Genomic DNA, 24,775 nt, shown 5'->3' with positions numbered 1-24,775 from the left:
TATGCAAGGATCGGTTTTTTAGCAACCCTGTTGCTGGGTCCTGTCTGGAGGGCGGGCGATGATAAACCGATTTGTATTGATCCTGAATGAAGCCGTGGTGATTTTGGCGTGCCTGACACCAGGGGCTGAGGCCATGGATCGTTATTATTGCGCGGTGGATGATGGCCAACTGAAATTGTCGATAGAGGCCGCTTTCAAGGAAGAGGCAGGCTGGCCGCTGGGAAATCTTCGCGGTGTCATGGTGTTCAAGCCGGGGCAGGGCGTGTCGGGCGAGGACAAGACAGTGACCGGCGCGGTTCGGCTTGCCATGGCTGACATGGTGCAATCCAGGCGTGACGATCGGAGCTTTCAGATCCGCACCTCCTCCACCTCAGGCGACGGTGGGGAAATGATGAGTGTCGACATAGTGTTGAAAGCCAGCATGCAGGGAGAGGATATCAACCGTTTTGCCGGCAGCTATGCCGTGACCGTGCGCCCGCAAGGCAACACCCATCCCGCTGCCGCAGTGGAGCGGGATGGTGCGTTGAATTGCAAGCGTTTCTGATCAGGCCAGCTCGATCAAGATCAGCCTCAGACTGGTCGCGGAGGAATATTCAGGCCCTTTTGGCTGGCAGGACGGGCTTCGCCGCGAGCGGCCCAATCCATGACGGCGGGGTAATTGGAGAGACCAATGACCTCGGCGGCTTCATAACCAGCGGTAATGCAGCGCACCCACGGCCATGTGGCGATATCGGCAATGCTGTACTCGTCACCAGCAAGCCAGGGTCGATGCGCAAGCTCTGCTTCGAGTACGGACAGCAAGCGACGGGTTTCGTCGCGGTAACGCTCCGTCGGGTAGGAATTGTTGGCGACCTTATCGGCGGCATATTTGTGGAAATGGCCGAACTGGCCAAACATCGGCCCGACGCCGCCCATCTGGAAGAACAGCCATTGCAGGACGCTGTAGCGGCTGGGGCCGTCCTTTGGCAAAAGCCGTCCGGTCTTTTCGGCCAGATAGACCAGAATGGCACCCGATTCGAACACACCAACCGGTTTTCCATCCGGTCCGTGCGGGTCGAGGATAGCCGGGATGCGGCCATTCGGATTGAGCGAGACGAATTCCGGGGATTTCTGCGAATTGTCGGAAAACGTCACCAGATGCGCCTCATAGGGCAGATCCAGCTCTTCCAGCGCAATCGATACCTTGACGCCATTTGGCGTCGGCAGCGAATAGAGCTGAATGATCTCTGGATTCTGGGCTGGCCAGCGCTTTGTGATCGGGAAGGAAGAAAGGTCTGTCATGACAATATCCTAATGAATGCCAGGGTATCGAAGATATCAACTGTTCTCAAATTGTGAACGATACGTCAATTATTGTCCACCTATCTGAAACAGTAGAGATGTGGGAAAACGGCTTCACAGTTTTCTAACCAATTTGCGCCACGCAGTCATCACACTGGAGCCTTCCATGTCAAATACCAATAACGCGATCCTTCTGCTCGCCAGAATTCTTCTCTCCTTCATCTTCATTTTGTCCGGCTTTGGCAAGCTGACCGATCCGGCTGCGACTGCCGGTATGATCACTGGCGCCGGACTGCCTGCTGCAACAGCTCTGGCCTATCTGGCCGGTGCGTTCGAACTGATCACCGGTCTTTCCGTCCTCGTCGGCTTCCAGACGAAAATCATTGGTTGGGCCTTGGCGCTGTTTTGCATCTTCACCGGCGCTGTCTTCCATAGCGGCACGGTTGCCGTTCCCGGCTGGCCGGATGCAGCACTGGGCTGGATCAACACACTGAACGGCATCATGATGATGAAGAACTTCACCCTTGCTGGCGCTTATATCCTGCTGGCAACGGTTGGAGCAGGCGCCTACTCGCTCGACGCCCGTCGCGGTGGTAAGCTGGCACTTGCCTGATATGCAGGTGGCTATCCAATATAGCCGATAAAATTTCCTGTATCGAGCGGCTCTTTAAAGCCGGGATAAATACAAAGGCCCGCCGGAGCGATCCGACGGGCTTTTTGCTTTGAACGGCATGCTGTTATGGATCACGGTCATCGGCTGGTAATTAGTCAGGGAAAGGAACCCCTGTTTTCCCTGACAAACTTTAAACAGCCTTAGCCACCGTGAGGGCCGGAGCAAACCTTGGTGAACGGATTGCAGACCCCTGCGTTTGCTAGGGTGAGTGTTTCACCAGTGCCCAAGAACAACGATATAATAATAAGTGCTTTCATATGGTATTTCATCATTACCCCCAGATATGATAAAATGAACAATCACGGAAAAATTAGAAAAGTTATTGCATATTAAATACATGGAAATAACGCTCATTTATATTTTTTGTAAAATATAAATTCATTTATCATCATTTTTCCGTGTACATCATTTAGGTTTTTATTTTATCGGGAGTCAATTATTTATTATGATTGAAATATCATTATTTGATATTTTTTCCATAAATACATACTGAAAATATCGTAAAATAGATATTTTAAATCAATTTAGTCATCGATTTGTGCCATAAAATAATTTCACATAAAAACGATGATGCGATATTTCAAAATTAAATAATTATCAAAAATTATATTCTGTATGTTTTATATATTCAGGTTGAATAAACATGTATTTAATTATATTTAGTGAAATATAAATTTTTCCGAAAAAAAGCCCAGCGTCTATTCAGACCCTGAGCTTTTACGTCATTATTGAATTTGGGAAATGTTGGAAGCAGTCAACTACATTATGTTTGCTCTGATAATTCAGAGTGCGCTTCTGACAGCGTCGATGATTTTGCCAATCTGAGCATTGCCTTCATGCTCTGGCTTGCGGGCGCGAACCAGGCACGCTTGTGAGCGCAGGATGATGCCATCACTCAACACTTTCAGGTGGTTTGCCCGCAGGGTTGAGCCGGTGGAGGTGATGTCAACGATTATGTCGGCCTGGCCAGCGGCGGGTGCGCCTTCGGTGGCACCGAGGCTTTCGACGATCCGGTAAAGCTGGATACCATGCTGGCGGGAGAAGAACTGCTGGGTCAGGCGCCAGTATTTGGTGGCTATCGCCAATCTTCGGCCATGGCGGGCGCGAAATTCCTGCGCCACATCCCCCAGATCAGCCATGCTGTCCACGTCCAGCCAGATGTCCGGCACGGCGACCACCACATCGGCATGGCCAAAACCAAGCCGTGCGGCGATTTCCACTCGCTTGTCGGCATCCGCCAGCTCTTCGCGGATCAAATCTTCACCGGTGACGCCGAAATCGACGGTTCCATTGCCGATTTCGCGGGAAATTTCCGAGGCGGAGAGATAGGCGATCTCGATATCCTCGCCTTCGACCCGACCGCGATAGGAGCGGTCATTGCCGACAGCGGTAATGGTCAGCCCGGCACGGGCAAAAATCGCCGAGGCGTCTTCCTTCATCCGGCCCTTGGAGGGCAATCCGATGGTAATGGTCATCAGCGCGCCCTCGCCAGTTCGATGCGGTCCAGCCAGAGGGAGAAGCCGACGGCGGGAATGGTGTCTTTTGCGCCAAGCAGGGTCAGCAGCCGGTCGAACCGTCCGCCACCGGCCAAAACGGCGGGTTCGCCGGAAAGCGCCACTTCAAACACCAGACCGGTGTAATAATCCAGTGGCCGGCCAAAGGCGGCGCGATAGGTGATCCGGGTGAGATCGACACCAAGGTCGGTCAGTGCGGCGATCCGTGCTTCAAACCCGTCAAGAGCCGCCCCCAGCGACAGACCCGCCGCATCGGCAAAGCCCGCCAAGGCCGCGGCGGCTTCGCTCAGCGGCAATTCCAGCGATAGAAACTCGCGCAGCAGCAACAGGGCGGCGCCATCCAGCCGGGTTTCGGCCAGCGCCAGCTTTTCCTTCAGCCTCGCGGCAATTTCGCGGGGGCTGCGGCTGGCATTGGTGGAATAGCCGGTGTCTTCCATGGTCCGGTCGAGATGGGCAATCAGCCCGGCTTCGTCGCCCGACGATAGCAGCGCTTCCACAGCCGGATCGAGACCATGCGCCGTTTGTGGGCTGGCCAGGGTTTTCAACAGTTGATCGAGATGGGTGCTGTCGCCAAAAGCCTGGATCAGCCGTCTTTGCCAGCCGGAGGGCAGGCCAAGTGTCTTGACCACGGCCTCAAACACCGCTTGATCGCCGAGCATGACGGTCAGAGGCCGTCCGGGCAGCAGCTTGTGCAGAATGCCGATGGCGTCATTAATGGCGCGGGCATCGGCCCGGGCCGTGGCGGGCTCGCCAAGATCTTCGATCCCGGCCTGATAGAATTCATTGCCGCCTTCGCGACGCTGGCGAAACACTTCGCCCAGATAGGCGTAGCGCTTCGGCGTGCCGGTGGCGTTTTCAATATGGCTGAGACAGACGGGAATGGTGAATTCCGGCCGTAGACACAGGCTTTCGCCGGTCTCGCTTTCGGTGAGGAAAATTCGGCGGCGCAGATCCTCGCCCGCCATATCCAGAAACGGCTCGGCTGGCTGGATAACCGGTGTATCGACCCTTGCTGCGCCACGCGCGGCAAAATCATCAAGAAGAGCGCCGGCGAAATCCGGCATATTGATCAGAGGCATTGACTATCCCGGTCAGTTACGCATGCATTCGGGATAATCCGAACACCACCCTTTGACTGCTATGTCAATGATGGGTCTGGCTATGCTGCCATTTTTTATAGGCCAGCAGGCCACCGGCCAGAACCAACAGGCCAAGCGGCATGACAGTGTAGATCTGCTCAAAACTTGTCACTGTTTCATCTCCAGAATAGAGAACCTTGCCAGTATATGTAGCACGATTGCCAGAAAAATCCAGAAGACGAAGCCAAGCAGCGGTAATTTATGGTCGCCATTCGGCGAGAGACTGCTGGCGGCTATCGGTGCAGCCACGCCGACCGTAAGGCAAACGGTGGACAGCCGGTCGAACCACGATGCTTCGAGCTTCTTCATCTCGTTCCATTGGGTGACCGGAATGGGGGCGCTGTCTTGCACGATTGTCTCCGGGAAGCATCTTTTTGAAATTCAGTATATCAAATAAGCTCTAAATAGAAAATTAGTTTCTAATAAACTATTTTCGCCTTACGGTTGATTTTTGGGGATATGAGCAGCCGAGTGGGGTTTTATGAAGAGAATCGTTTTACTTTGCATCTTTCCGCTTTTCGGATGTGTGAACACCTCATCTCCTGAGTTTATCAAAAAAACGGAGCAAACATGTTTGTCATACGGTTTCAAACCTGAAACCGACCAAATGGCTAACTGTCGTATGAACTTGTCTCGCATACAAGAGGAGAGCAATGATCGGAAACGTCAAAATGTTGCCAATGCGGCTCGAAGCTTCGGCGAGAGCATGGAAAGGCAGGCAGATAGAAATGCTTACATCCAAGCGCATCAACAAAAGCCGTTCAATTGCACTAGCACTCAGTTCGGAAACACCGTCAATACGAGGTGTCAGTAACTTCATTTCTTAGGGTTAGTTCAGAGAGCCTTTCCCGTAAATGTAGCACGATTGCCAGAAAAATCCAGAAGACGAAGCCAAGCAGCGGTAATTTATGATCACCATTGGGCGAAAGGCTGCTGGCAGCAATCGGCGCGGCCACGCCGACCGTAAGGCAAACGGTGGACAGCCGGTCGAACCACGAGGCTTCGAGCTTCTTCATCTCGTTCCATTGGGTGACCGGAATGGGGGCGCTGTCTTGCAAAACTGTCTCCGTGGTTGCGATTCCAGTCTATCTCAGCTTGAGCGGGCCGTCACCTCGGATGCACCCTTGCTCACAGTCAATCCTCAGTTTGGCGTCCGTCTTTCTGCTGAGGCTGGTGTTGTCTCAGGAATTGCCGCACGCGCTCAAGGGCGTCAGCCGGATCGGACCGGCGGTGGTATTCTTCGAGAATGATCTGTTCGATCTGCTGACGGATGGTCCGGCGTCCCAGTTCTTCGCTATCGAGTAGAGTACGGTTCTGCGGAAGCAGGGCGTGGCGGGCTTCCTCCAACCGGGTTTGAAGGTTGGTTGCCGCGTCGAGAATGGTGACGTCGATAATTTCCGCCGAGTCTTCCGGGCGCGGTGGCGGTTGGTAAATTGCCCCTTGTGGTGGGTTTCCCGGTCTCTCCCGCCTGTGGCGCAGCAGCAGCGCCAACACGCTGACCGCAAAACCCGGCGGTGTCACGATGACCAGTGCCTTGATCCAATCGGATGAGGATTGCCACGTATCGAAAAGATCGGCCCAGAGGTTGTAATCGGCCATTGTCCATTGCCTCCCACGCTTGAAAACCAAGCGATCGCCAGAGAGGGGTCTCTGGCGATCGGGGAGGTAGAAAAGCCGCACACAAACGACCGCCTTGGCCTTTAAGCCGAAGCTCTGGACATACGCCAAGGCCTCCCCGACCATAGAAGGATGGAGAGTGGACCATATAGACATAGCCCACCGCCTCAGCCACAAACCTATGGCTGAGGGGTGTCTTTATAACGACCGACACGGGCCGTTGTGCGCGGAGTTTCTACGCTCCGGGATCGGTGCGTTACAACCGATCCTGAACTGGTTCTAGCGTATAAAGAGTGGAGGGGGAAGGGGGCGTTAGAGGGCGTAATATTCTCTTTTGCCGACTTCAAAAACCCTACTTCGCCCGCGCCCGATCGTCCGCCTGGGCGGCCAGAATTTCCTTCACCTTGGCCACAAGCTCTGCTTCCGGCACGACAATCTGCGCCACGCGGGCTTCGCGCCATTCGGTATTGTCGGTGATCTCGCCTGACAGACGCTTGCCTTCGATCAGATCCTTGATCTGCACCACCCCCTGTTCGCGCTCATCGCCGCCCTGAATGATGGCGATGGGGGAGCCGCGACGGTCGGCATATTTCAGCTGATTGCCGAATTTCTTCCAATTGCCCTGATACATTTCAGCGCGAATGCCTTCATTGCGAAGCGCCTGGGTAAAGCGTTGATAGCGCCCCATGCTCTCGACATCGCCATCCATCACGGTGATCAGAACCGGCGCGGGAACCTCTTCAGCGCCCAGCTTGCCCAAGTTTTTCAAGGCCGTCATCAGGCGCGAGACGCCAATGGAAAAGCCGGTGGCCGGAACAGGCTGGCCCATGAAGCGCGACACGAGCCCATCATAACGCCCGCCGCCGCCGACCGAGCCGAAGACAACCTTTTCGCCTTTTTCGTTGGTGACGTCGAAGGTCAGTTCGGCTTCGTAGACGGGGCCGGTGTAGTATTCGAGGCCTCGGACTACGGAGGGGTCGATGCTTATTCTTTTAGTACCGTATCCAGTCGCGTAGAAGATATGCGCCATTTGACGAAGTTCTTTTATTCCTTCTAGTAAAATGTCGCTTTTTCCGCCCAATTTCGCCCAGTTCTCGATATTAGCATCATCAGACCAGTCATTAAGCAATTCTATATTGCAGCGCACGTTACCCGCAGATGCTGCCTTCTTCATATCGGTCCGCAGGTCTGCTGAAAACTCGCTAGCGGGAGCTACGCGATCAAGAGTAACTGTGGTGTACCAAAGCACTGCATCGATTTGAATTTCATTCAGTCCAGCACCTTTCGTGAAATCGCCTTTGCCTTCTTCACCGCCGTCCCAGCGACCAACGCCAAGAAGCTTTCTGATCTCATTGACGGGAAACTTATCCAGCTTATCAATCGCCCGCAGCACGTTGAGCCGCCGTGCCGCATTCTCATCACCGCCCAGCCCGATGGCTTCCATCACGCCATCCAGCACCTTTCGGTTATTCACCCGGATCACGTAATCGCCGCGCTTGATGCCCAGCGCTTCCAGCGTATCGGCCATCATCATGCACATTTCGGCATCAGCCTGCACACCCGGTGCGCCAACGCTGTCGGCATCGAACTGCATGAACTGGCGGAAACGGCCCGGACCCGGCTTTTCATTGCGGAACACATAGCCGGCGCGGTAGGTGCGGTAGGGCAGTTGGATCTCGTTGAAATTTTCCGCGACATGCCGGGCGAGCGGTGCGGTCAGGTCGTAGCGCAGGCTCATCCATTGCTCGTCATCATCCTGAAGCGAGAACACGCCTTCGTTCGGGCGGTCGCTGTCGGGCAGGAATTTTCCGAGCGCATCGGTATATTCAAACAGCGGTGTCTCAATGGGATCGAAGCCGTAGCGCTCATAGACTTCGCGGATTTTCGCGGTCATCTCGTTGACGGCACGGATGTCATGGGCTTCCCGATCCACGAAACCACGCGGCAGGCGGGCTCTCAGTTTCTGGGGCTTTTTGGTCTTTTCGCTCATGATCGGCACCGAATGCTAGGGGAGTGTGTGTTGCGGCTGTCTTAGTGGATGACGCCCTGAGCGGCAAGGCCGAAGGCTGGTTTCGGCCCGATGCCGATGCTATAGGCCGGGAATGATCCTTGAAGCGCTGAATTACGCGGCAACATGGTGGGTGACGTCTAAAGCGCATCGGCCTTATATCCGCTATTCCATCAATCTCTGGTCGCGCGCCCGCCGCTGCGCCAGCGATTGGGCGGAGCATGAGCACAATTGCAAGCGGGCGGTTCTGCATGCGGCACAGCCGGTCATGCCACGCCGTACTGTTGTCGTGCTTGGCTCCGGCCTGCTGCGGGACGTGCCTATTTTGGAATTGTCACGAGCCTTTGATACGGTCGTGCTGGTGGATCTGGTGCATGTCGCCAGCGTCCGGGCCTGGTTGGCGATGAAGGGGCTGAAGAACGTCCGCTTTATCGAACGCGATCTTTCCGGCTACGATGCGTTGAAACAGGGGCAGGTGCCGGAGCCGCTGGATTTCCTGCGCCGCGTTCCCTGGCTCGATCTGGTGGTCTCGGCCAATATTCTCTCCCAGATCGGCATGGGCGCCAAAAAGCGGCTGGCCGGGGAGGCGACGGGGGTGATGCCTCACGATAGCGTGGCCCGGCTGATTCGCGCCCATCTTGACGGGTTGGCGCAATTGCCCGCCCGTACCTGTTTGCTCACGGATATTTCCTTCTCCGTCATCGACCGCAACGATGTCTTGCGCGAGGAAATCGATCTTCTGGCGGGCATTGCGCCGCCTGAAGTAGAGCAGAGCTGGGATTGGCCCGTCGTGCCGTTGGGGGAAGAGAGCAAGGACTACCGGATTCTCCATAAGGTCATATATGCTTCCTCAGGTTGATTCGAATTATTGCTGACATGAGCCATTTGGGGGTTGCATGAATTTTCTGTTTCTGGATACGGGTGGCATCGATTACGATCCGGAAACGCCTCTGCAAAAGCCACTCGGCGGCACGCAATCTGCCATTGCCTATCTTTCCGAGGAATTGGTCAAGGCTGGCGCCACGGTGACCCTGATGAACAATCCAAGCCACGAGCGGGTGGTAAAGGGCGTTCGGCTGGTTGAAAGCAGCACCATCGGACGTGAGGGTTTTGGCCAGTTTGATATCGTCGTCGTGGTATCGGTGGCGATGGGCATTAAATTTCGTCAGGTCGTGCCGAAAAATGTTCCGATGGTGCTTTATTGCCATCACGCTGCAAACCAGGGTGCCGTTGCGAGCTTACGAAATGTCGATGAGCAGGCCGTCTGGGATGCCTTTGTCATGGTCAGTAATTGGCAGGTGAATGAGTATGCTACCGCCTTCGGTATTGACACGAGGCGGGCCACGGTGATTGGAAACGCCGTCTCTCCGGCTTTTCTGGAACATCCTTTGCAGCCGGCATGGTTTGAGACTGGCGCTCCTCCCGTCTTGACCTACAGCAGCACGCCCTTTCGTGGATTGGAGGTTCTGTTGCTAGCGTTTCCATCCATTCGTGCCCGGGTGCCAGGAGCGGAGCTGAAAGTCTTCTCAGGCATGAAGATTTATGCCCCTGAAAAACAGCACGACCCCCATGTCTATCTCTATGAGGTGGCGCGCAATCTGAGGGGGGTGAGCTATTATGAATCGGTTTCGCAAAAAGAGCTGGCTGAAGTTATGAGAGATGTCGCGGCTCTCGCATATCCATCAACATTCAAGGAAACCTTTTGCATCACCGCGGTCGAAGCCTTGGCAAGTGGGGCGGATGTGCTGACAACACGGCTTGGTGCACTGCCGGAAGTGTTGGAAGGGATTGGCCAGTTTATGGATATGGCACCATCTTACCATGAACTCGCGCACACCTATATCGAGTTTGCCAGCGAGGCGCTGCTTGCGATGAAGCGAGATCCGGCTGCGGCTGCGGCGCGGCGTCAGGAGCGGACGGAGCATGTCAGGACGCACTTCACCTGGGCGCGCCGGGCGCAGCAATGGCTGGATCTGGCAGGCCAAATCAAAGGCCGAAAAGGCTGAGTGAAAACGCTTGCCTCGTGAGGTTATCGGCATACACTACCATCATGGCTCTCGTTCTTCGCCTTATGCTGGTTATTGCCGCTCTGGCTTATGGCGCCATGCCGGTCAGCGGCTTGGCTGCGACTGGCGGTATGGTTTCGCCGATGACGATGCAGGTTGCCGAAACACACCAAGGCCATGATGCGATACCGACTGCATCGCCATTTCACGCAGCAAGTCCATCTGAGCATGTCCACAAGATGGATCGTAACTGTCCCGACCAGCACCAGGCAATGGGGTGTGGCCATTGCGCGGCCTGCGTGAGCCTGCTTGCGGATTTTTCCACTCTTTTGGGCAAGCCAATGGTGGGGGATGCGCCGTTGCCGTCATCTGCTCCTCGGCTGCTGTCGCTTGCCCCTCTGCCCTTGGTGCCGCCGCCTCGTTTCTGATGGACGAAAGAGCCTATGGAATCCGGGAAAGGCCGGATTTCGACTGACTTGTCATCATCAGAAAGGGACCGCCATGGTCAAAACCCTTATTCTCGCCGCAAGCCTGTTGCTTGCCAGCACTGCCGCTTATGCGGACGACACTATGAAAGGCATGGACCATTTCATGCCGTCGAATACGACGTCGAAAGCGCCATCCAGCAAGGCTTTTACCGCCGCCAATGCCAGGATGCACAAGGCCATGGCCATGCCGATGACCGGCAATGCCGATGTGGATTTCGTGCGCGGAATGATTGCCCACCATCAGGGCGCTATCGACATGGCCAAGGTGGAGTTGCAATATGGCAAGGACGAAAAGATCCGCACGCTGGCCGAAGAGATCATCAAGGCGCAGCAGGGCGAAATTGCCATGATGCAGCAATGGCTTGAGATGCACGGTCAATAAACCGCTGCGGCTGTCTCGGGCAACTGATGCGCTTGGGGCGGCCGCGAGGCTTGTCTTGCTTGGAGGAAGAGATGACACGGGCGCTGACCACCATTGGCCTCGATGCCGACGATACGTTGTGGCAGAACGAGCAATTCTACCGGCTGACGGAAGAGCATTTCCGGTCGCTACTGGCCGATTACGCCGAGCCGTCGATGATTTCGGATCGGCTATTGGAGGCGGAAAAGCGTAATCTGGCCCATTACGGATTCGGCATCAAAGGTTTTACCCTGTCGATGATTGAGACCGCGCTGGAAATTACCGAGGGAAGGGCACCCGGCGCGGTGATCGGCGAGATTCTGGCGATTGGCCGCGATCTTCTCAGCCATCCGGTAGAAACACTGCCCGGCGTGCGCGATGTGCTGGAAGCGTTGGCGGGGCGATATTTCCTGGTGATGATTACCAAGGGCGACCTGTTCGACCAGGAGCGCAAACTGGCGCAATCGGGCCTTGGCGATTTTTTCGATGCAGTGGAAATCGTCTCCGACAAAAACGCCACCACCTATCGGCGGCTTTTTTCAAAGCACGGCGATGAGCCGGAACGCGCGATGATGGTCGGCAATTCGCTGAAATCCGACATCGTCCCAGCGCTGGCGGTCGGGGCCTGGGGTGTGTTCGTGCCCCATGAATTGACCTGGGTTTTTGAGCATGTGGAAAAGCCTGTCGATGCACCGCGCTTTCGAGAATTACCTGAGATCAGCGCCTTGCCGGAACTTGTTGCCTCAATTGGCTGAGGGTTGGCTCGGTCTTACAAATCCGGCCTTCAACTGCTCCACAGTCTCCCGGCAGACGCAGCCTTCTAGGTGATCATTAACCAGTCCCATCGCCTGCATGAAGGCATAGACGGTGGTAGGGCCGACAAAACTCCAGCCGCGCTTCTTCAATTCCTTCGACAACCGGATTGAGGTGGGCGAGGTGGTATTGGCGCGTAGCGTCGCATAATCCATTTTTGCCGGGCGTTCTTCGGGACCAGGCTCAAAACGCCAGAAATAAGCGGCGAGGGAGCCGAATTCTGCCTGCAATTCCAAGGCCCGTTGGGCATTGTTGATGGTGGAAACGATCTTGCCGCGATGGCGGACGATGCCGGTATCGGCTAGGCAACGGGCAATATCCGCATCATCGAACTGTGCCACTTTTGCAAAGTCGAAACTGGCAAAGGCAGCCCGAAAATTCTCCCGCTTGCGCAGGATGGTTAGCCAGGACAGGCCGGATTGAAAGCCTTCCAGGCAGATTTTCTCAAACAGGCGGTGGTCGTCGGTAACAGGGCGGCCCCATTCCTCGTCATGATAGTGGCGGTAATCGGCAAGCCCCCCATGCCACGAACAGCGCAATACGCCGGCGTCATCTGCAATCAATCCCGCACTATCCATTCCCGCTCCCCTTGTTCGATTTTTTGTTTACTCTTTGTTCACCGTCTTTTCAAACGAAATACTAACCCTGACAAAAGCTTTCGTGCTTGACGGCAATTTGAATGAAGGCGCGTTTACCATTTCCACAAGCGGCGGTGGCAGGTTGATCCCAACGGACTGTGGGTCCTGATCGTTTAAAAAAATGGGTTTAGCCGATGCTGCCACCGCGTTTTCTCCTGAAAGCCAGTCTTGCCTTGTCAGTGATGCTCACCTTACCGGCCATAGCCGGGCAAGCTTTGGCGCAGGATCGCTATCAAATTCGGCCACCGGTTGTCGTCAGCCCGGACCTCGCAGCGCCATGGCTATTGCAATTGGGTGTGCGGGCTGAGCCACCAGCCGTTAATCCGAGCAGGCCTTCTGCCGCCCAGCCCGTTTACTATCGCCCGGTGACCAAGCCGGTTCCGCAACAATACCGCCAACCTGCCGCTTCCGCTGCACCGCTGCGGCCTGCGCTTCAACAAGCGTCGGCCATGCCCGCGCCCAGACAGATGTCGGCGACGCCCGCACAATTCCTGCCGCAGGTTGTCGCTTACCAGACCAGAGAAAAGCCGGGCACGCTGGTGATCGATACGAATAATCGCTTTCTCTATCTGGTGATGGACGGAGGAATGGCCCGCCGCTATGGCGTCGGCGTCGGCAAGCCCGGTTTTGAATGGGCGGGCGAGCACAAGGTGACCCGCAAGACAGAGTGGCCGGAATGGATTCCGCCGCAGGAGATGATCGCGCGCGAAGCTGCCAAGGGCCATTATCTGCCGGCCCGCATGCAGGGTGGGCCGGAAAATCCATTGGGCGCACGGGCGCTTTATCTTGGCTCGACCCTCTACCGTATTCACGGGACCAACGCGCCATGGACAATCGGCTATGGCGTGTCTTCCGGCTGTATCCGGATGCGTAATCAGGATGTAACGGATCTCTATGGCCGCGTACCCGTGGGTACGAAAGTTATCGTGATGTGACCAGAGGTAGGCTGCTGATTTCAAGTCACACTCTTGTCACTTTTTTGACAAAATCGACCGGAGACGGCTTGCAACATTGCTAAGCTTGGATAGTTTTACTCGAACTGTTTGGAGAGGGAAATTGCCTATGCGGATGAGGGGAACGGGTGTGGCGATGGCCGCATTGATGATGGCAGCACTGGCATTGCCAGCTTCAGGTTCGGCTGCACCGAGAGCGGACGATCCGGCCAGCTCGACGGCCAGCAGCGTTGTAACACCGCAGATGATGAAGCGGGAGGTTCCCGATAAATTCAAGCGGCGGCTGGTACGGCTCAGAACCGATGAGGCGCCGGGTACTGTTATCATCGATACCAATAACAAGTTCCTGTATCTCGTTGAGGGCAATAACCGGGCGATCCGCTACGGCGTCGGCGTCGGGCGCGAGGGTTTCGGCTGGTCGGGTGTCGTCAATATCGGCCGGAAGGTGGAATGGCCAAGCTGGCGTCCACCGGAAGAAATGCGCGTGCGTGAAGCGCGTCGTGGTCATATCCTGCCCGTCGTGCAGGAAGGAGGACCGGATAATCCGCTCGGTGCGCGCGCCATGTATCTCTACAAGGGCAATCGCGATACGATTTTTCGCATCCATGGCACCAATCAGCCATGGTCAATCGGGCTGAACCTGTCCTCGGGTTGCATCCGTATGAACAACAGGGATGTCGAGGATCTCTATGCCCGCGCCGAAATCGGCAGCAAGGTTATCGTGGTCGGTCCCGGCAATAAGCAGGGCGAAGTGAGTTTCGATGACCGTGGTATCGACCTGCTGCGGACGATCTTCGGCGGCTGATGCCGGATTCTCGCCCTCGAGAAATTTCGAATATCTGACATGCATCAAAGGCTTGAGATATTCGAAAGCGAAATAAGAAGAGTCGTGTTCAATGGCTCTTCTTATAATATGCTATTTCACGACGACTCGCTTGGTGCAGCCGGGTTAACCCGATCCCTCGCCTTGCAAAACCAAACGAGAATTCAGCCATCTACTTACCTTGCTATAAAACTGCAATTACAGTGAGATGCCAGCGCGGCGAGCGGCACCGACCGCGGCGGTGCGGGTAGTGACCTTGAGCTTTGCGAAAATATTGCGCAGATGAAATTTGATGGTGTTGTCGCTCAAGGCCAGTTTACGACCGATTTCCTTATTGCTGAAGCCCTGGCTGAGCAGCGCCATGACAGCAAGTTCTCTGTCTGTCAGCGCGGATGACGAGAGACCGTGAAGCGGCATGTCTTCGCTGGTCTCCGGCGCCACCTTTCCTTCCGGTAGCAGGGCTTGTAGCCGTTGACGCAGAACTGCCGACATCGGACTTTCCTCGGCAATTGCCCTGAGATCGCCCAGGAAATCGTCGCCTTCAATCCAGATCATGGCCCGAAAATCTTCCATCGGAAAGGTCAACAGCAGATCTTCCAGGCGGGCCGCAACGATCTCGCGTTTTTCCTCGGCAATCAACAGACGCATGTCGAGAAGCGCCAGTTCCACGCTGCGAAGATCGTGGATTTTCGTTGGTTGCTGGCTGATCAGGATGGAAAGCGCTTGTCTGGCGCGCTCGAGATCGCCGCGAACCAAATGGATGCGTGCCCAAAGCAGAGCCGGCGTCAATCCACGCAAATGGATCGCCAGATTATTATCCGGCACCGAGGTGATGTCTTCCATGCCGAAGCCATGGGCCTTTGCGTAGCGAATCGCCTGCTCAACATCACCGCTTTCCAACAGGAGCAACACCCGGGCGCCGTCGATCAGCCGGATCAACCGATGAAAACCACGCCGCTTGGCCGCCGACCGTGTCCGGTCCGCCAGCGCATGGGCCGCGGTCATGTCGCCCTCTAGTCGGAAGATCATCTGCTGGGCGGTAAACCCAGCGGCCAGAAGATCGAACCAGGCATCATGGCGCTCCAGATGCGGCAAGGCCCAGCGCAGACAAGGCCCGGCGGCCTCCAGATCGCCACGCATGACCAGCAATTCTGCCTTGAGCACCTGTCCCAAGGCGTCGAGATCGGTGCCTTTGCCAATGCAGGCCTGCACTTCATCGATTAACTGCTGATAATACTCCTCAGCGCCGGAGCAATCGCCACTGAAAAAAGCAGCCTGGCCGATATGGGTGTAAAGATGTACCGCGCCGAAATCAGCACCGCCGTCACGGAACGTCTGAACCGCAAGATGGCCGTAATGCAAGGCCCGATCCATGTCGCTGCGGTCGAGGAAATTATAAGACAGCATATTCAACACCATGGCGCGGTGTACGAGTTCGGTGCTGGCAATGTCTGTCAGATCGTTTTCCAATGCGGCCAAGTCTTCGGCGCAGGCGGGGCGGTCGAAATACAGCCCCAGCAGAACACGGACCACTCGCAGATCACTGGTGAACGTATCCGGAGCAGCCGTGTCGGCCCTCTCCGCAATACCGAGATAATGGTTGGCGGCATCAAGATGCCCGGCTTTGGCACTGACCACCGACAGGCCAAGCGTGGTCAGTGGAAAACAGGTGAGATCAATAGCCGAAACATTGGCCATGATGGAGTTGAACACGCTGGCACCCCCTCGGCTGGTCGTATAGACCCGCCGCCAGCCGCCGCTGGTCTCGACGATTTCCGCAGCCAGATTGGCATTGCCACTCATCAGTGCATGGCGCACGGCAGCATCGAAATCACCTGTTGTTTGGAACCAGCGCGCTGCCCGTTCCAGAACATCCTGGACTTGATAGCCACGTCGAGCGGCCTCTTCCTTCAGGAAGGCATTGAAAACCGGGTGGTAGCGGATCCAGCCGCCACCGCCAGCCAGGAGGGCGACCGGCAGGGCATGATCTCCCAGTTTGCCAAGCAAGTCGGCGCTATGGGCATCCGCGAAGACGGCCTCGACCAGGTCGCGATTGACGGTAGGGAAAGGCGCCGTCTTTAAAAGCAGTTCCTGCACATCTTCAGGCAGATTGGCAAACACCTGCTCCGACAAATAGCTACCCATTTCGGCATTGCCGCCGTCGAAGGTGGTGAACAGCGTGCCGCCATCGACATTTTCGGCAATCAGCAACCGGATCATCTGCAAGGCAACCGCCCAGCCTTCCGTCCTTTTATTGAGCCCAGCGACTTGCTCCCGGCTCAAGCTGGCAGTCTGTCCGGCAAAAAACTCCTCAGCTTCCTGGTCGGAAAACCCCAGTTCGGCAATATTGACCTGGCGGAATTCGCCTTTCAACCGCAGTGCGGATACCGGAAAACGCGGTGGCGTGCGCGAAATCAGCACCAGCTTCAGGTGGTTCAGCGTCTGGTCGCCCAACAGGCGCGCGACGATTGCCTCGGTCGCATCGGTCTGGGCGAAGTGATAGTCATCCAGAAACAGGATGACCGGCTCGGTGATCTTGCGCAACCGCGTGGATAACAAGGCCAGAAGCGAGGCGACGGTCATGCTGGAATCAACACCCGTGCCTTCTTCCAGACGCAGGGCGTTGACGGCTTCCAGCAGCAACAGGAGGAACTGTGTCTGGTCGCTATATTCCTGATCCAGCGCAAGCCAGGAGAGGCTGTAGCCTTCGGCGCGCAGGGTATCGAACCATTGCGCAGCCAGGGATGTCTTGCCATAGCCAGCCGGCGCAATGATGGTGGTCACCCGTTTCAATCCGCCAGCGGAAAGATGCGACAGGATTGCCCTGCGCTTGATCGCGCTCTGGGTACTGATCGGGGGCTGAAATCGCAGAGTGAAGTTCATGAAGAAAACGTGCTATGTCGCATCCGCTTTGGCAAGCCTGTTCTGATGTAATCGAAACATTACAAACATATCAACCGGTAAAAAATTATATTAACCAAGCAAAACCCATGTAATTTTTAGGGTATTATTGCAAAAGCTAAATTATAACGCAGCCTCATCTTTCGTAAGGCTGATGCCAGTATGAACCAGACCCGGCGTCAGGCAAAAGCGTCCTTCGATCACTGTTCCGGCCGGAAATTCCACATGGAGGCGTGACAGCAATTCGGCGGTAAACAGACCATCCCGATGCGGATCGATCCGGATCAGCGCGTCTTCGAACCAGAACATTTTTTCAACCAATGGATAAAGACATTTGAACAGGCTCTCCTTGGCAGAGAACACCAGGGTGGTATGAAGTTCCGGCAAAAGAGAGCTGCTGGCCCCAAACCTGTCCTCCGGACCGCAGATCCGCTCTCGGACATTGCCCATGACCTGCGCTGTCATAATCTGTTCTGTGTCCATGCCAAGGCCGCGAAATCGAGCCGCATCGGCAACGGCTGCCGCAGCAAATCCGTGCGTATGGGTGATCGAGCCTACCAGCCCTGGGGGCCAGACCGGTTCGCCACGCGGTCCAGCTGTAACGGGTGCCGCAGGCTGGCCGGTTTGCGCCGCAATCGCCTCCATGGCGCAGAACCGTCCGCCCACATATTCCGCCTTGCGTTTGGCGACCGCCTTTCCCATGCTTTCCGGCAGGGGTACGCCAAGTTCCATTGCCGCTTCCGGCGTAAAATCATCGTGACGGAAGCAAACAGCGCGATGCGAGATGAAGGCCTCGAAAAGCGGAGGCACAGGGCATGAGGAGTATATTTCCACCTGATTATTGGCCCGCTGGCTCATGAAAAACCCTTGAATACGTCTTGAATTGAAAGAAATGCAGATCAACCCACCAGCAAGCCTCGCTTACAGCGGTTGTTGCAACAAATACTCTTCGGCCTCTTCACGTGACATGGCAAGCACGCGTTGCACCAGATCGAAGCCAAAGCCATTGCGTGCCATGCCCGACATTTCCTTCATTCTCTGCCGTTCATCGCCGTCGCTGCGGCGAAAGGGGCCATAGCCGCGCTTTCTGGCAAATCGAATGGCGGCGGGCAGGTCGTCCATATCCTCTAGCGCTGCCCTCACCACGTCCTTCTCGATACCCTTGCGCGCCAGGGTCTGGGCGATAGCACGTCTGGATTTGCCGCTGCGCGCCGCCGATTGCGACTTGATCTGCGCGTACGTATCATCGTCCAGCGCCAGCATCTGGCGGCCAAAGCGCACGGCTTCGGCGGCCAGCGCCTCCACCGTCTCCGGCTCGATGCCCTCATATTTCTGTCGTGCCTTGCGGGAGACGGCGTCGCGCAATTCCCGCTCGCTCATCATCCGTCGGCCAAGACGATAGGCGGCAGAATTGCGCGCCCAGGCCATCATCCGCGGTTTCGGCTGCAAAGGGTCCGGTTGCGCCTCGCTGTCGAACAGGGTTTGCGTCTCGCCTGTCATCTCGCTCGTCGTTCCAATGCTGGCCATGCCTCTATTGTTCGTCTGATGATGGACGCTATATCACTTTGTTATGGAAGACGACAGGACTGCCCAGCGAGGTGGGCCTCTAGAATTTGGCAGGGTCATATTGAACCAGACAGATTCTTATTCCTGTTGTTTTCGTTTGTCTTTTCGAGAAAATCCCGTTGCATTTTTCCCTGAGGCAAACTCTAAACCAATGTGAATTTTGAAATGAAAGACACCATGACACATCAACAGAACCTCCAAATTCAGCTTGCATCCCGTCCAACTGGCGCTCCAGCCGCCGATAATTTTCGGCTGGAAACAGGGTCTGTGGGCGAGCCCGCCGACGGCGAGGTTCTGCTGCAAATCCTCTATCTGTCTCTCGATCCCTATATGCGCGGACGCATGAGCGCTGCGAAATCCTATGCCAAGCCGGTTGAGATTGGCACCGTGATGGAGGGCGGTACAGTTGCCCGCGTGATCCGCTCAAGACACAATGATTTTCAAGAGGGCGACATCGTTCTCTCCCATTCCGGCTGGCAAAGTTATGCGATAGCCAAGGGAGAGACGCTGCGCAAGATCGATCCGTCGGCAGCCCCCATCAGTACCGCGCTCGGCGTGCTGGGCATGCCGGGATTTACCGCCTATGCGGGATTGCTGACCATTGGCAAGCCAAAGCCTGGCGAAACGGTCGTGGTGGCCGCGGCCAGCGGCGCGGTTGGCTCTGCGGTCGGTCAGATTGCCCGCCTCAAAGGTGCGCGCGCGGTCGGCATTGCCGGCGGGGCTGACAAATGCGCTTTTATCAAAAACGAACTCGGTTTCGACGCAGTGGTCGATCACCGCTCTCCTGATTTTGCCCAGGAGCTGGCACAGGCCTGCCCTGATGGCATCGACATTTATTTCGAAAATGTCGGTGGTGATGTCTGGAAAGCGGTGTTCCCGCTGCTCAATAGCTTTGCGCGTGTGCCGGTCTGTGGGCTGATTGCCCAGTATAACCAGTCCGTGGAGGATGCGCCCGGCCCGGACCGTCTGCCGATGACCATGCGCGATATTCTGACCAAGAGCCTGACCGTGCGGGGCTTTATCCAACGCGAATTTGTTGATCAGTTTCCGCAATTCCAGCGGGAGGCGGCAGGCTGGATTGCCGATGGATCGCTGCGCTACCGGGAAGACATTGTCGATGGGTTGGAAAATGCCCCTCAAGCCTTTATCGGTCTGTTGGAGGGCAAGAATTTCGGCAAATTGCTGGTGCGCGTTTCACAGTAAAGTATTACACGGTCATCTTCCGGCGGCAAAATCCGCAAGCTTGTTGCCGGAAAGTCGGTAGCGTATCCATTCGGTCTGCGGCTCTGCACCGACAGCATCATAGACCCGGATGGCTGGCTCGTTCCAATCCAAAACGCTCCATTCGAACCGGCCACAGCCGGTATCGACGGCAAGTTTTGCCAGATAGCGCAGCATGGCCCGCCCGGCACCGCCGCCGCGATGGGCCGGATCGATGTAGAGATCTTCGAGATAAAGCCCCTTGCGGGCCTGCCAGGTGGAGTAATTATAAAACCAGATCGCGTGACCAACAGGGTTCCCCTGCTTTTCCAAGAGGACGGCAAAGGCAACGGCTCCGTCACCAAACAACGATTGATGCAAGCTTTCGACGGTGGCCTTCACCTCATGCTCGGCTTTTTCGAAAATCGCCAGATCGGTGATGAAGCGAAGGATAACCGGCACGTCCTCTGGACGCGCTTCGCGGATGGAGAAATCCATATAGAAACCTCAAAAGAAAAGCAGGCCATTTCGGGCCTGCCTGATATTTTTGCTGAAAACACCAATTTTTGGAGACACCAGACCTTATTGGAAAGGCATCCACCAGGATTTGTTGGAATTGGACATTTCCGCTTCCTTCTGGCGACGTTTTTCCTTCTTGGCTTCTGGTTCGCCCAGATCGTCCAGCTTGGCCTGATCTACTTCACGGTAGGAAGCCGGTGGATCGGACAGAACCCGGCGCTGGTCGATATAGGCGCCCTTCTGAAGCTTGCGGGCGTCGCGGAAGGCCTGCCATTTCTGGGTTTCGGTCATCGTGCCATTGGTGCCGTTGCCATCAAGAAGCGGCGAACGATAGCTTTGGTTGCCACGGTTGGCATCGGCTTCGGCCACGAGCCTTGTGCGGGTATCCTCAGGGCTTTCGACCCAATCGGGATTATCCTTGCTGGCCAGGGACTGCTGCGGCTGTACCAGCTGTGCGGTCTCACCCTTGGGCGGCAGAACGAGGTCTGGGCGCGGATTATATGCCGTGTTTGTCGTTGGCTTCTTGCTGCCAATAGAGGCGGCCGAGCCAACATCGTCCACCAATTGTTCCATAGACGTCTTATCTGTGCCATAGGTCGGGCCGCTGGTGCAGCTGCTCAAGGCAGAGCAGGCAGCAAACATGCCAACAAGAACCATCCGTGCCTTAACCATCAATACCTTCCAGCCTTTTTCATGTCCCGGACCCAAAGTTCCGTCAGTCGTTGCAAGCATCCTACCATCCAGCCTCATGCTGAACCGACGGATATCCGCACCGCTGTCGCGTGTATGGCTTCAGATCGGAACCTCCCGCGCGCCTTATACAGCAAGCTCAGGAGAACATCAAATCGGCCATACCGGCACCAACCTGAATAATTATCAGGCGGCATCTTCCCGCCTGATAGAAAATTCCGGCCAATTTCAGGCAGCTTCTACCGGATGATCCTAAAAAGCGCAAATCATCCGGTAAATATTCATCTGTCAGTCAAGTGTCAGTTCGCGCAGGGCCGCCGCATCCCGTGCGGAAACATCGGGATAGTCAGGGTCGGAGCCGACATCGTCGGTGATCCGCCAGGAGCGGGCGCATTTGCGGCCTTCCGCCAGTTTCGGCTCAACTGAGACCGCACCCACATCTGACAACCGGAAGGCCTCGGACGGACCTTCACCCTTAACCACCGAAATGGCCGAGGTGATGCAGATTTCGGCAAAATCCTGACCCTCAAGGGCGGCCATGAGATCCGCATCAGCAATATGCACGACGGGAGCCGCTTCCAGCGAGGAGCCGATGCGCTTGTCCTTGCGCTCCACTTCCAGCGCGCCTGTCACGACGGAGCGCACCTTGCGGATCTTTGCCCATTTGCCGTCCAGCGGCTGGTTCAGCCACTGGACTGGAATCGGCGGGAACTGTTCCAGATGCACGGAGACCGCATCCGGGCTGCGCGACAGCCAGGCTTCCTCTGTGGTGAAGGGCAGCATTGGCGCCAGCCACAGCACCATGCAATCGAACAGCTTGCGGATCACGAACAGGGACGCCCGGCGGCGCGGCGAAGACGGCGCGTCGCAATAGAGCGCATCCTTGCGGATATCAAAGTAGAAGGCCGATAGCTCGACATTGGCAAAATCGGTGAGCGCCCGGGTGATCTTCTTGAACTCGAAAGCGTCATAGCTGTCGCGCACCAGCACATCCAGCTCGGCCAGCCGATGCAGCATCAGCTTTTCCAGCTCCGGCAAGGCGTCATAGGCAATGTCTTCGCCATGGTCATGAGCCAGTGTGCCGAGCATCCAGCGAACCGTATTGCGGATTTTGCGGTAGGCATCGACATTGGTCTGGATGATGGCTTTGCCCAGACGCTGATCTTCCCAGTAATCGGTGTTCATCACCCAAAGACGCAGGATATCGGCACCGGACTGGGCCATAACATCCTGAGGCGAAATGGTATTGCCGATGGATTTCGACATTTTACGACCATCTTCCGCCATGGTGAAGCCATGGGTGATGACGGCGTTGTAAGGCGCACGGCCACGGGTGGCGCAGGATTCCAACAAGGATGAGTGGAACCAACCGCGATGCTGATCCGAGCCTTCGAGATAGACATCGGCAGGCCATTTCAGGTCCGGGCGATCTTCCAGCGTGAAGGTGTGGGTGCAGCCCGAATCGAACCACACATCGAGAATGTCGCGTACCTGCGTCCAGCGCTCTTGGTTTGGCACGCCTTCGAGGAAGCGTTCCTTGGCACCGTCGGCAAACCATGCATCCGCACCTTCAACCTCAAAGGCTTCCAGAATACGGGCATTGACGGTCTCGTCTTGCAGAACTTCGCCAGCCTCATCGGCAAACACGCAGATCGGAACGCCCCATGCACGCTGACGCGACAGCACCCAGTCCGGACGGCCTTCGATCATGGCGCGCAGGCGGTTCTGGCCAGCGGCGGGCACGAAACGGGTGTCGTCAATGGCGCCAAGGGCGCGTGAGCGCAGCGTGGTGCCATCGCCCAATTCCTTGTCCATATAGACAAACCATTGCGGCGTGTTGCGGAAGATCACAGGCTTTTTTGAGCGCCATGAATGCGGATAATCATGCTTGATCCGGCCACGGGCAAACAGGTTGTTGGCAGAGATCAGGGCCTCGATAACACGCTTGTTGGCATCACCCTTCTTGCCGTTGTCGTCCATCACACGGGCAGCACCGCCTTCGGCCGATGGGCCAAAGCCGGGCGCGTCTTCGGTGTAGAAGCCAGCGTCATCGACAGTGAAGGGGATTTTCGACGAAATGCCACGGCCTTCGAGTGCGCGGGCAGCCGACATCCATGCATCAAAGTCTTCACGACCATGGCTGGGGGCAGTGTGGACAAAGCCTGTACCGGCATCATCGGTTACGTGATCGCCGTCGATGAGGGGAACAGGGAAAGAATATGGCGGACGCAGATCATACTCTATGCTTTCGCCAGAACCTTCGGCTCTATCGTAGCGGATATGGTTCGCCAAATTCGCGTAGAGTGGCTTCAACTCTTCTTTAAAGCTTTCGAAACCGCCGCCAAAGCCGCTCCCCTCTTCAATGACTATTCCATCAAGTGGACTTAGCGGATGGACGCAGGAGATGGCACCAAGTTCTTCAGCCGTAACCTGACGAACGCGTTTGAACTCCAGCTTGGCCTTGGCAAACGCATCTGCCGCTAGCTTATCGGCAAAGATCAGCTTTTCGCCGGACTGCGGGCCGAAATCATTGGCGGCCTCGGTGACTTCATAAAGACCGTATTCGATCTTGGACGAGAACGAGATCGCACGGTTACCGGGTATAGTCCAAGGCGTGGTGGTCCAGATGACGACGAAAGAACCATCTAGATCACCTGAAGCATCAACCACGGGAAACTTCACCCAGATCGTATCACTTTCAACCTCGTGATACTCCACCTCGGCCTCGGCCAAGGCGGTGCGTTCCACCACCGACCACATGATCGGCTTGGAGCCACGATAGAGCTGGCCGGACTTGGCGATTTTCAGCAATTCGCCAGCGATGCGGGCTTCCGCGTGGAAATTCATAGTGGTGTAGGGATTTTCAAAATCGCCTTCGATGCCGAGGCGTTTGAATTCTTCCGACTGTACCTTGATCCAACCAGCGGCAAAATCACGGCATTCCTGACGAAATTCGTTGATCGGAACTTCGTTCTTGTCCTTGCCCTTTTCGCGGTATTTTTCCTCGATCTTCCACTCGATGGGAAGGCCGTGGCAATCCCAGCCGGGCACGTAATTGCTATCAAACCCGCGCATCTGGAACGAGCGGGTGATCACGTCTTTCAGGATCTTGTTCAGCGCGTGGCCGATGTGGATATTGCCGTTGGCATAGGGAGGGCCATCATGCAGCACGAATTTTTCGCGGCCAGCGGCGGAAGCGCGCAGCTTTTTGTAAAGCCCCATCTGCTGCCAACGGGCAACGATTTCCGGCTCTTTTTGCGGCAGGCCTGCACGCATCGGAAACTCCGTCTGCGGCAGGGCCAGCGTGGCGGAATAGTCTTTTTTATCAGTCGTCTCGGTCATGATCTAGCCATAGATGAGAGGCGGCAATATTGCGCCTGAAAGAAGAGAAAGTCGGTGACGGGGCGTGGCAGAGCACACGCCGAAAACCCGGACCCTCCGGCAGCTCCTAGAGCGCGCGGAAGGCCGGGCCAATAATTCGCCCGATAATACGGAAAGCTATGGTCAACCCGACTGTTCTCATGATGGCGTTTGTTTAAGCGGTTT

The 24,775-nt window shown here is 56.1% G+C and carries 24 protein-coding genes; 10 read left to right on the top strand and 14 right to left on the bottom strand.

The window, feature by feature from the left end; genetic code table 11:
• The first annotated feature begins 58 nt into the window (after positions 1–58).
• Entirely contained in the window at positions 59–544 is a 486-nt protein-coding gene (locus tag IEI95_RS03725; RefSeq protein ID WP_156532297.1) for a hypothetical protein, read from the top strand.
• Between the two features lie 26 nt (positions 545–570).
• On the opposite strand, the gene IEI95_RS03720 is transcribed toward IEI95_RS03725, so the two are convergent.
• Positions 571–1,281 carry a glutathione binding-like protein gene (locus tag IEI95_RS03720; RefSeq protein WP_156537209.1) on the bottom strand — a complete coding sequence of 237 codons (711 nt, stop codon included), beginning with the start codon at positions 1,279–1,281 and terminating at the stop codon, positions 571–573.
• 166 nt (positions 1,282–1,447) lie between these two features.
• Here IEI95_RS03720 and IEI95_RS03715 point away from each other — a divergent pair, with 166 nt between their 5' ends.
• A complete protein-coding gene (locus IEI95_RS03715; RefSeq protein ID WP_156537208.1) occupies positions 1,448–1,894 on the top strand; it encodes a DoxX family protein in 447 nt (148 codons plus the stop codon).
• An 842-nt stretch (positions 1,895–2,736) separates the two neighbouring features.
• Here the strand turns inward: IEI95_RS03715 and hisG are convergent.
• The 6 genes from hisG to hisS form a co-directional block, all read right to left on the bottom strand.
• Entirely contained in the window at positions 2,737–3,429 is a 693-nt protein-coding gene (gene hisG, locus IEI95_RS03710) for an ATP phosphoribosyltransferase (RefSeq protein ID WP_012654099.1), read from the bottom strand.
• Positions 3,429–4,547 carry an ATP phosphoribosyltransferase regulatory subunit gene (locus IEI95_RS03705; protein ID WP_156532300.1) on the bottom strand — a complete coding sequence of 373 codons (1,119 nt, stop codon included), beginning with the start codon at positions 4,545–4,547 and terminating at the stop codon, positions 3,429–3,431. The genes hisG and IEI95_RS03705 overlap by 1 nt, the downstream gene beginning before the upstream one ends.
• Positions 4,548–4,715: 168 nt before the next feature.
• Entirely contained in the window at positions 4,716–4,958 is a 243-nt protein-coding gene (locus tag IEI95_RS03700; RefSeq protein ID WP_060717554.1) for a hypothetical protein, read from the bottom strand.
• A gap of 443 nt (positions 4,959–5,401) precedes the next feature.
• Positions 5,402–5,665, bottom strand: coding sequence for a hypothetical protein (locus IEI95_RS03695; RefSeq protein ID WP_156532301.1), 264 nt, complete (start codon positions 5,663–5,665; stop codon positions 5,402–5,404).
• Between the two features lie 76 nt (positions 5,666–5,741).
• Positions 5,742–6,206, bottom strand: coding sequence for a protein kinase (locus IEI95_RS03690; RefSeq protein WP_156532302.1), 465 nt, complete (start codon positions 6,204–6,206; stop codon positions 5,742–5,744).
• 370 nt (positions 6,207–6,576) lie between these two features.
• Positions 6,577–8,214 carry a histidine--tRNA ligase gene (gene hisS / locus IEI95_RS03685; RefSeq protein ID WP_156532303.1) on the bottom strand — a complete coding sequence of 546 codons (1,638 nt, stop codon included), beginning with the start codon at positions 8,212–8,214 and terminating at the stop codon, positions 6,577–6,579.
• A 112-nt stretch (positions 8,215–8,326) separates the two neighbouring features.
• On the opposite strand from hisS, the gene IEI95_RS03680 reads away from it, so the two are divergent.
• From IEI95_RS03680 to IEI95_RS03660, 5 genes are all read left to right on the top strand, one after another.
• Positions 8,327–9,091 carry a hypothetical protein gene (locus IEI95_RS03680; protein ID WP_156532304.1) on the top strand — a complete coding sequence of 255 codons (765 nt, stop codon included), beginning with the start codon at positions 8,327–8,329 and terminating at the stop codon, positions 9,089–9,091.
• Positions 9,092–9,128: 37 nt separating this feature from the next.
• Positions 9,129–10,238 carry a glycosyltransferase family 4 protein gene (locus IEI95_RS03675; protein WP_156532305.1) on the top strand — a complete coding sequence of 370 codons (1,110 nt, stop codon included), beginning with the start codon at positions 9,129–9,131 and terminating at the stop codon, positions 10,236–10,238.
• A 44-nt stretch (positions 10,239–10,282) separates the two neighbouring features.
• Entirely contained in the window at positions 10,283–10,666 is a 384-nt protein-coding gene (locus tag IEI95_RS03670; RefSeq protein ID WP_156532306.1) for a hypothetical protein, read from the top strand.
• Positions 10,667–10,739: 73 nt separating this feature from the next.
• Positions 10,740–11,108, top strand: a complete 369-nt coding sequence (gene copM / locus IEI95_RS03665; RefSeq protein ID WP_156532307.1) for a CopM family metallochaperone — start codon at positions 10,740–10,742, stop codon at positions 11,106–11,108.
• Between the two features lie 71 nt (positions 11,109–11,179).
• A complete protein-coding gene (locus IEI95_RS03660; protein ID WP_087730341.1) occupies positions 11,180–11,881 on the top strand; it encodes an HAD family hydrolase in 702 nt (233 codons plus the stop codon).
• Here the strand turns inward: IEI95_RS03660 and IEI95_RS03655 are convergent.
• The gene (locus IEI95_RS03655) at positions 11,870–12,517 is read right to left on the bottom strand and encodes a DNA-3-methyladenine glycosylase I (protein WP_156532308.1); all 648 of its coding nucleotides are present in this window, start codon (positions 12,515–12,517) and stop codon (positions 11,870–11,872) included. The two genes, IEI95_RS03660 and IEI95_RS03655, sit on opposite strands and share 12 nt — an antisense overlap.
• Positions 12,518–12,711: 194 nt before the next feature.
• Here IEI95_RS03655 and IEI95_RS03650 point away from each other — a divergent pair, with 194 nt between their 5' ends.
• Together IEI95_RS03650 and IEI95_RS03645 are read left to right on the top strand one after the other, a co-directional pair.
• On the top strand, positions 12,712–13,512 hold the full coding sequence (locus tag IEI95_RS03650) for a L,D-transpeptidase (protein ID WP_156532309.1): 801 nt from the start codon (positions 12,712–12,714) through the stop codon (positions 13,510–13,512).
• Positions 13,513–13,639: 127 nt separating this feature from the next.
• Entirely contained in the window at positions 13,640–14,335 is a 696-nt protein-coding gene (locus IEI95_RS03645; RefSeq protein ID WP_156532310.1) for a L,D-transpeptidase, read from the top strand.
• A gap of 216 nt (positions 14,336–14,551) precedes the next feature.
• Here the strand turns inward: IEI95_RS03645 and IEI95_RS03640 are convergent, their stop codons facing one another.
• The 3 genes from IEI95_RS03640 to recX form a co-directional block, all read right to left on the bottom strand.
• The gene (locus IEI95_RS03640; RefSeq protein WP_156537206.1) at positions 14,552–17,236 is read right to left on the bottom strand and encodes a winged helix-turn-helix domain-containing protein; all 2,685 of its coding nucleotides are present in this window, start codon (positions 17,234–17,236) and stop codon (positions 14,552–14,554) included.
• 141 nt (positions 17,237–17,377) lie between these two features.
• Positions 17,378–17,986 (bottom strand): 4'-phosphopantetheinyl transferase family protein, encoded by a 609-nt coding sequence (locus IEI95_RS03635; RefSeq protein WP_194415940.1) that lies wholly within the window; start codon positions 17,984–17,986, stop codon positions 17,378–17,380.
• A 189-nt stretch (positions 17,987–18,175) separates the two neighbouring features.
• Positions 18,176–18,754, bottom strand: a complete 579-nt coding sequence (recX, locus tag IEI95_RS03630; RefSeq protein WP_194416256.1) for a recombination regulator RecX — start codon at positions 18,752–18,754, stop codon at positions 18,176–18,178.
• Positions 18,755–18,997: 243 nt separating this feature from the next.
• Between recX and curA the strand changes: the two genes are divergently transcribed.
• Positions 18,998–20,023: an NADPH-dependent curcumin/dihydrocurcumin reductase gene (gene curA / locus IEI95_RS03625; RefSeq protein WP_156537205.1), complete on the top strand. Its 1,026-nt coding sequence runs from the start codon at positions 18,998–19,000 to the stop codon at positions 20,021–20,023.
• Positions 20,024–20,035: 12 nt separating this feature from the next.
• Here the strand turns inward: curA and IEI95_RS03620 are convergent, their stop codons facing one another.
• The 3 genes from IEI95_RS03620 to ileS all read right to left on the bottom strand — a co-directional run bounded on the left by IEI95_RS03620 (position 20,036) and on the right by ileS (position 24,571).
• On the bottom strand, positions 20,036–20,518 hold the full coding sequence (locus IEI95_RS03620; RefSeq protein WP_156537204.1) for a GNAT family N-acetyltransferase: 483 nt from the start codon (positions 20,516–20,518) through the stop codon (positions 20,036–20,038).
• Between the two features lie 84 nt (positions 20,519–20,602).
• Positions 20,603–21,211: a hypothetical protein gene (locus IEI95_RS03615; protein ID WP_041698595.1), complete on the bottom strand. Its 609-nt coding sequence runs from the start codon at positions 21,209–21,211 to the stop codon at positions 20,603–20,605.
• A gap of 306 nt (positions 21,212–21,517) precedes the next feature.
• Entirely contained in the window at positions 21,518–24,571 is a 3,054-nt protein-coding gene (gene ileS / locus IEI95_RS03610; RefSeq protein ID WP_194415938.1) for an isoleucine--tRNA ligase, read from the bottom strand.
• Positions 24,572–24,775 lie beyond the last annotated feature (204 nt).

The sequence above is a fragment of the Agrobacterium vitis genome, assembly GCF_014926405.1.
GTDB classification, from domain to species: Bacteria; Pseudomonadota; Alphaproteobacteria; order Rhizobiales; family Rhizobiaceae; genus Allorhizobium; species Allorhizobium vitis_H.
This window is presented reverse-complemented; position numbering and strand designations above follow the sequence as displayed.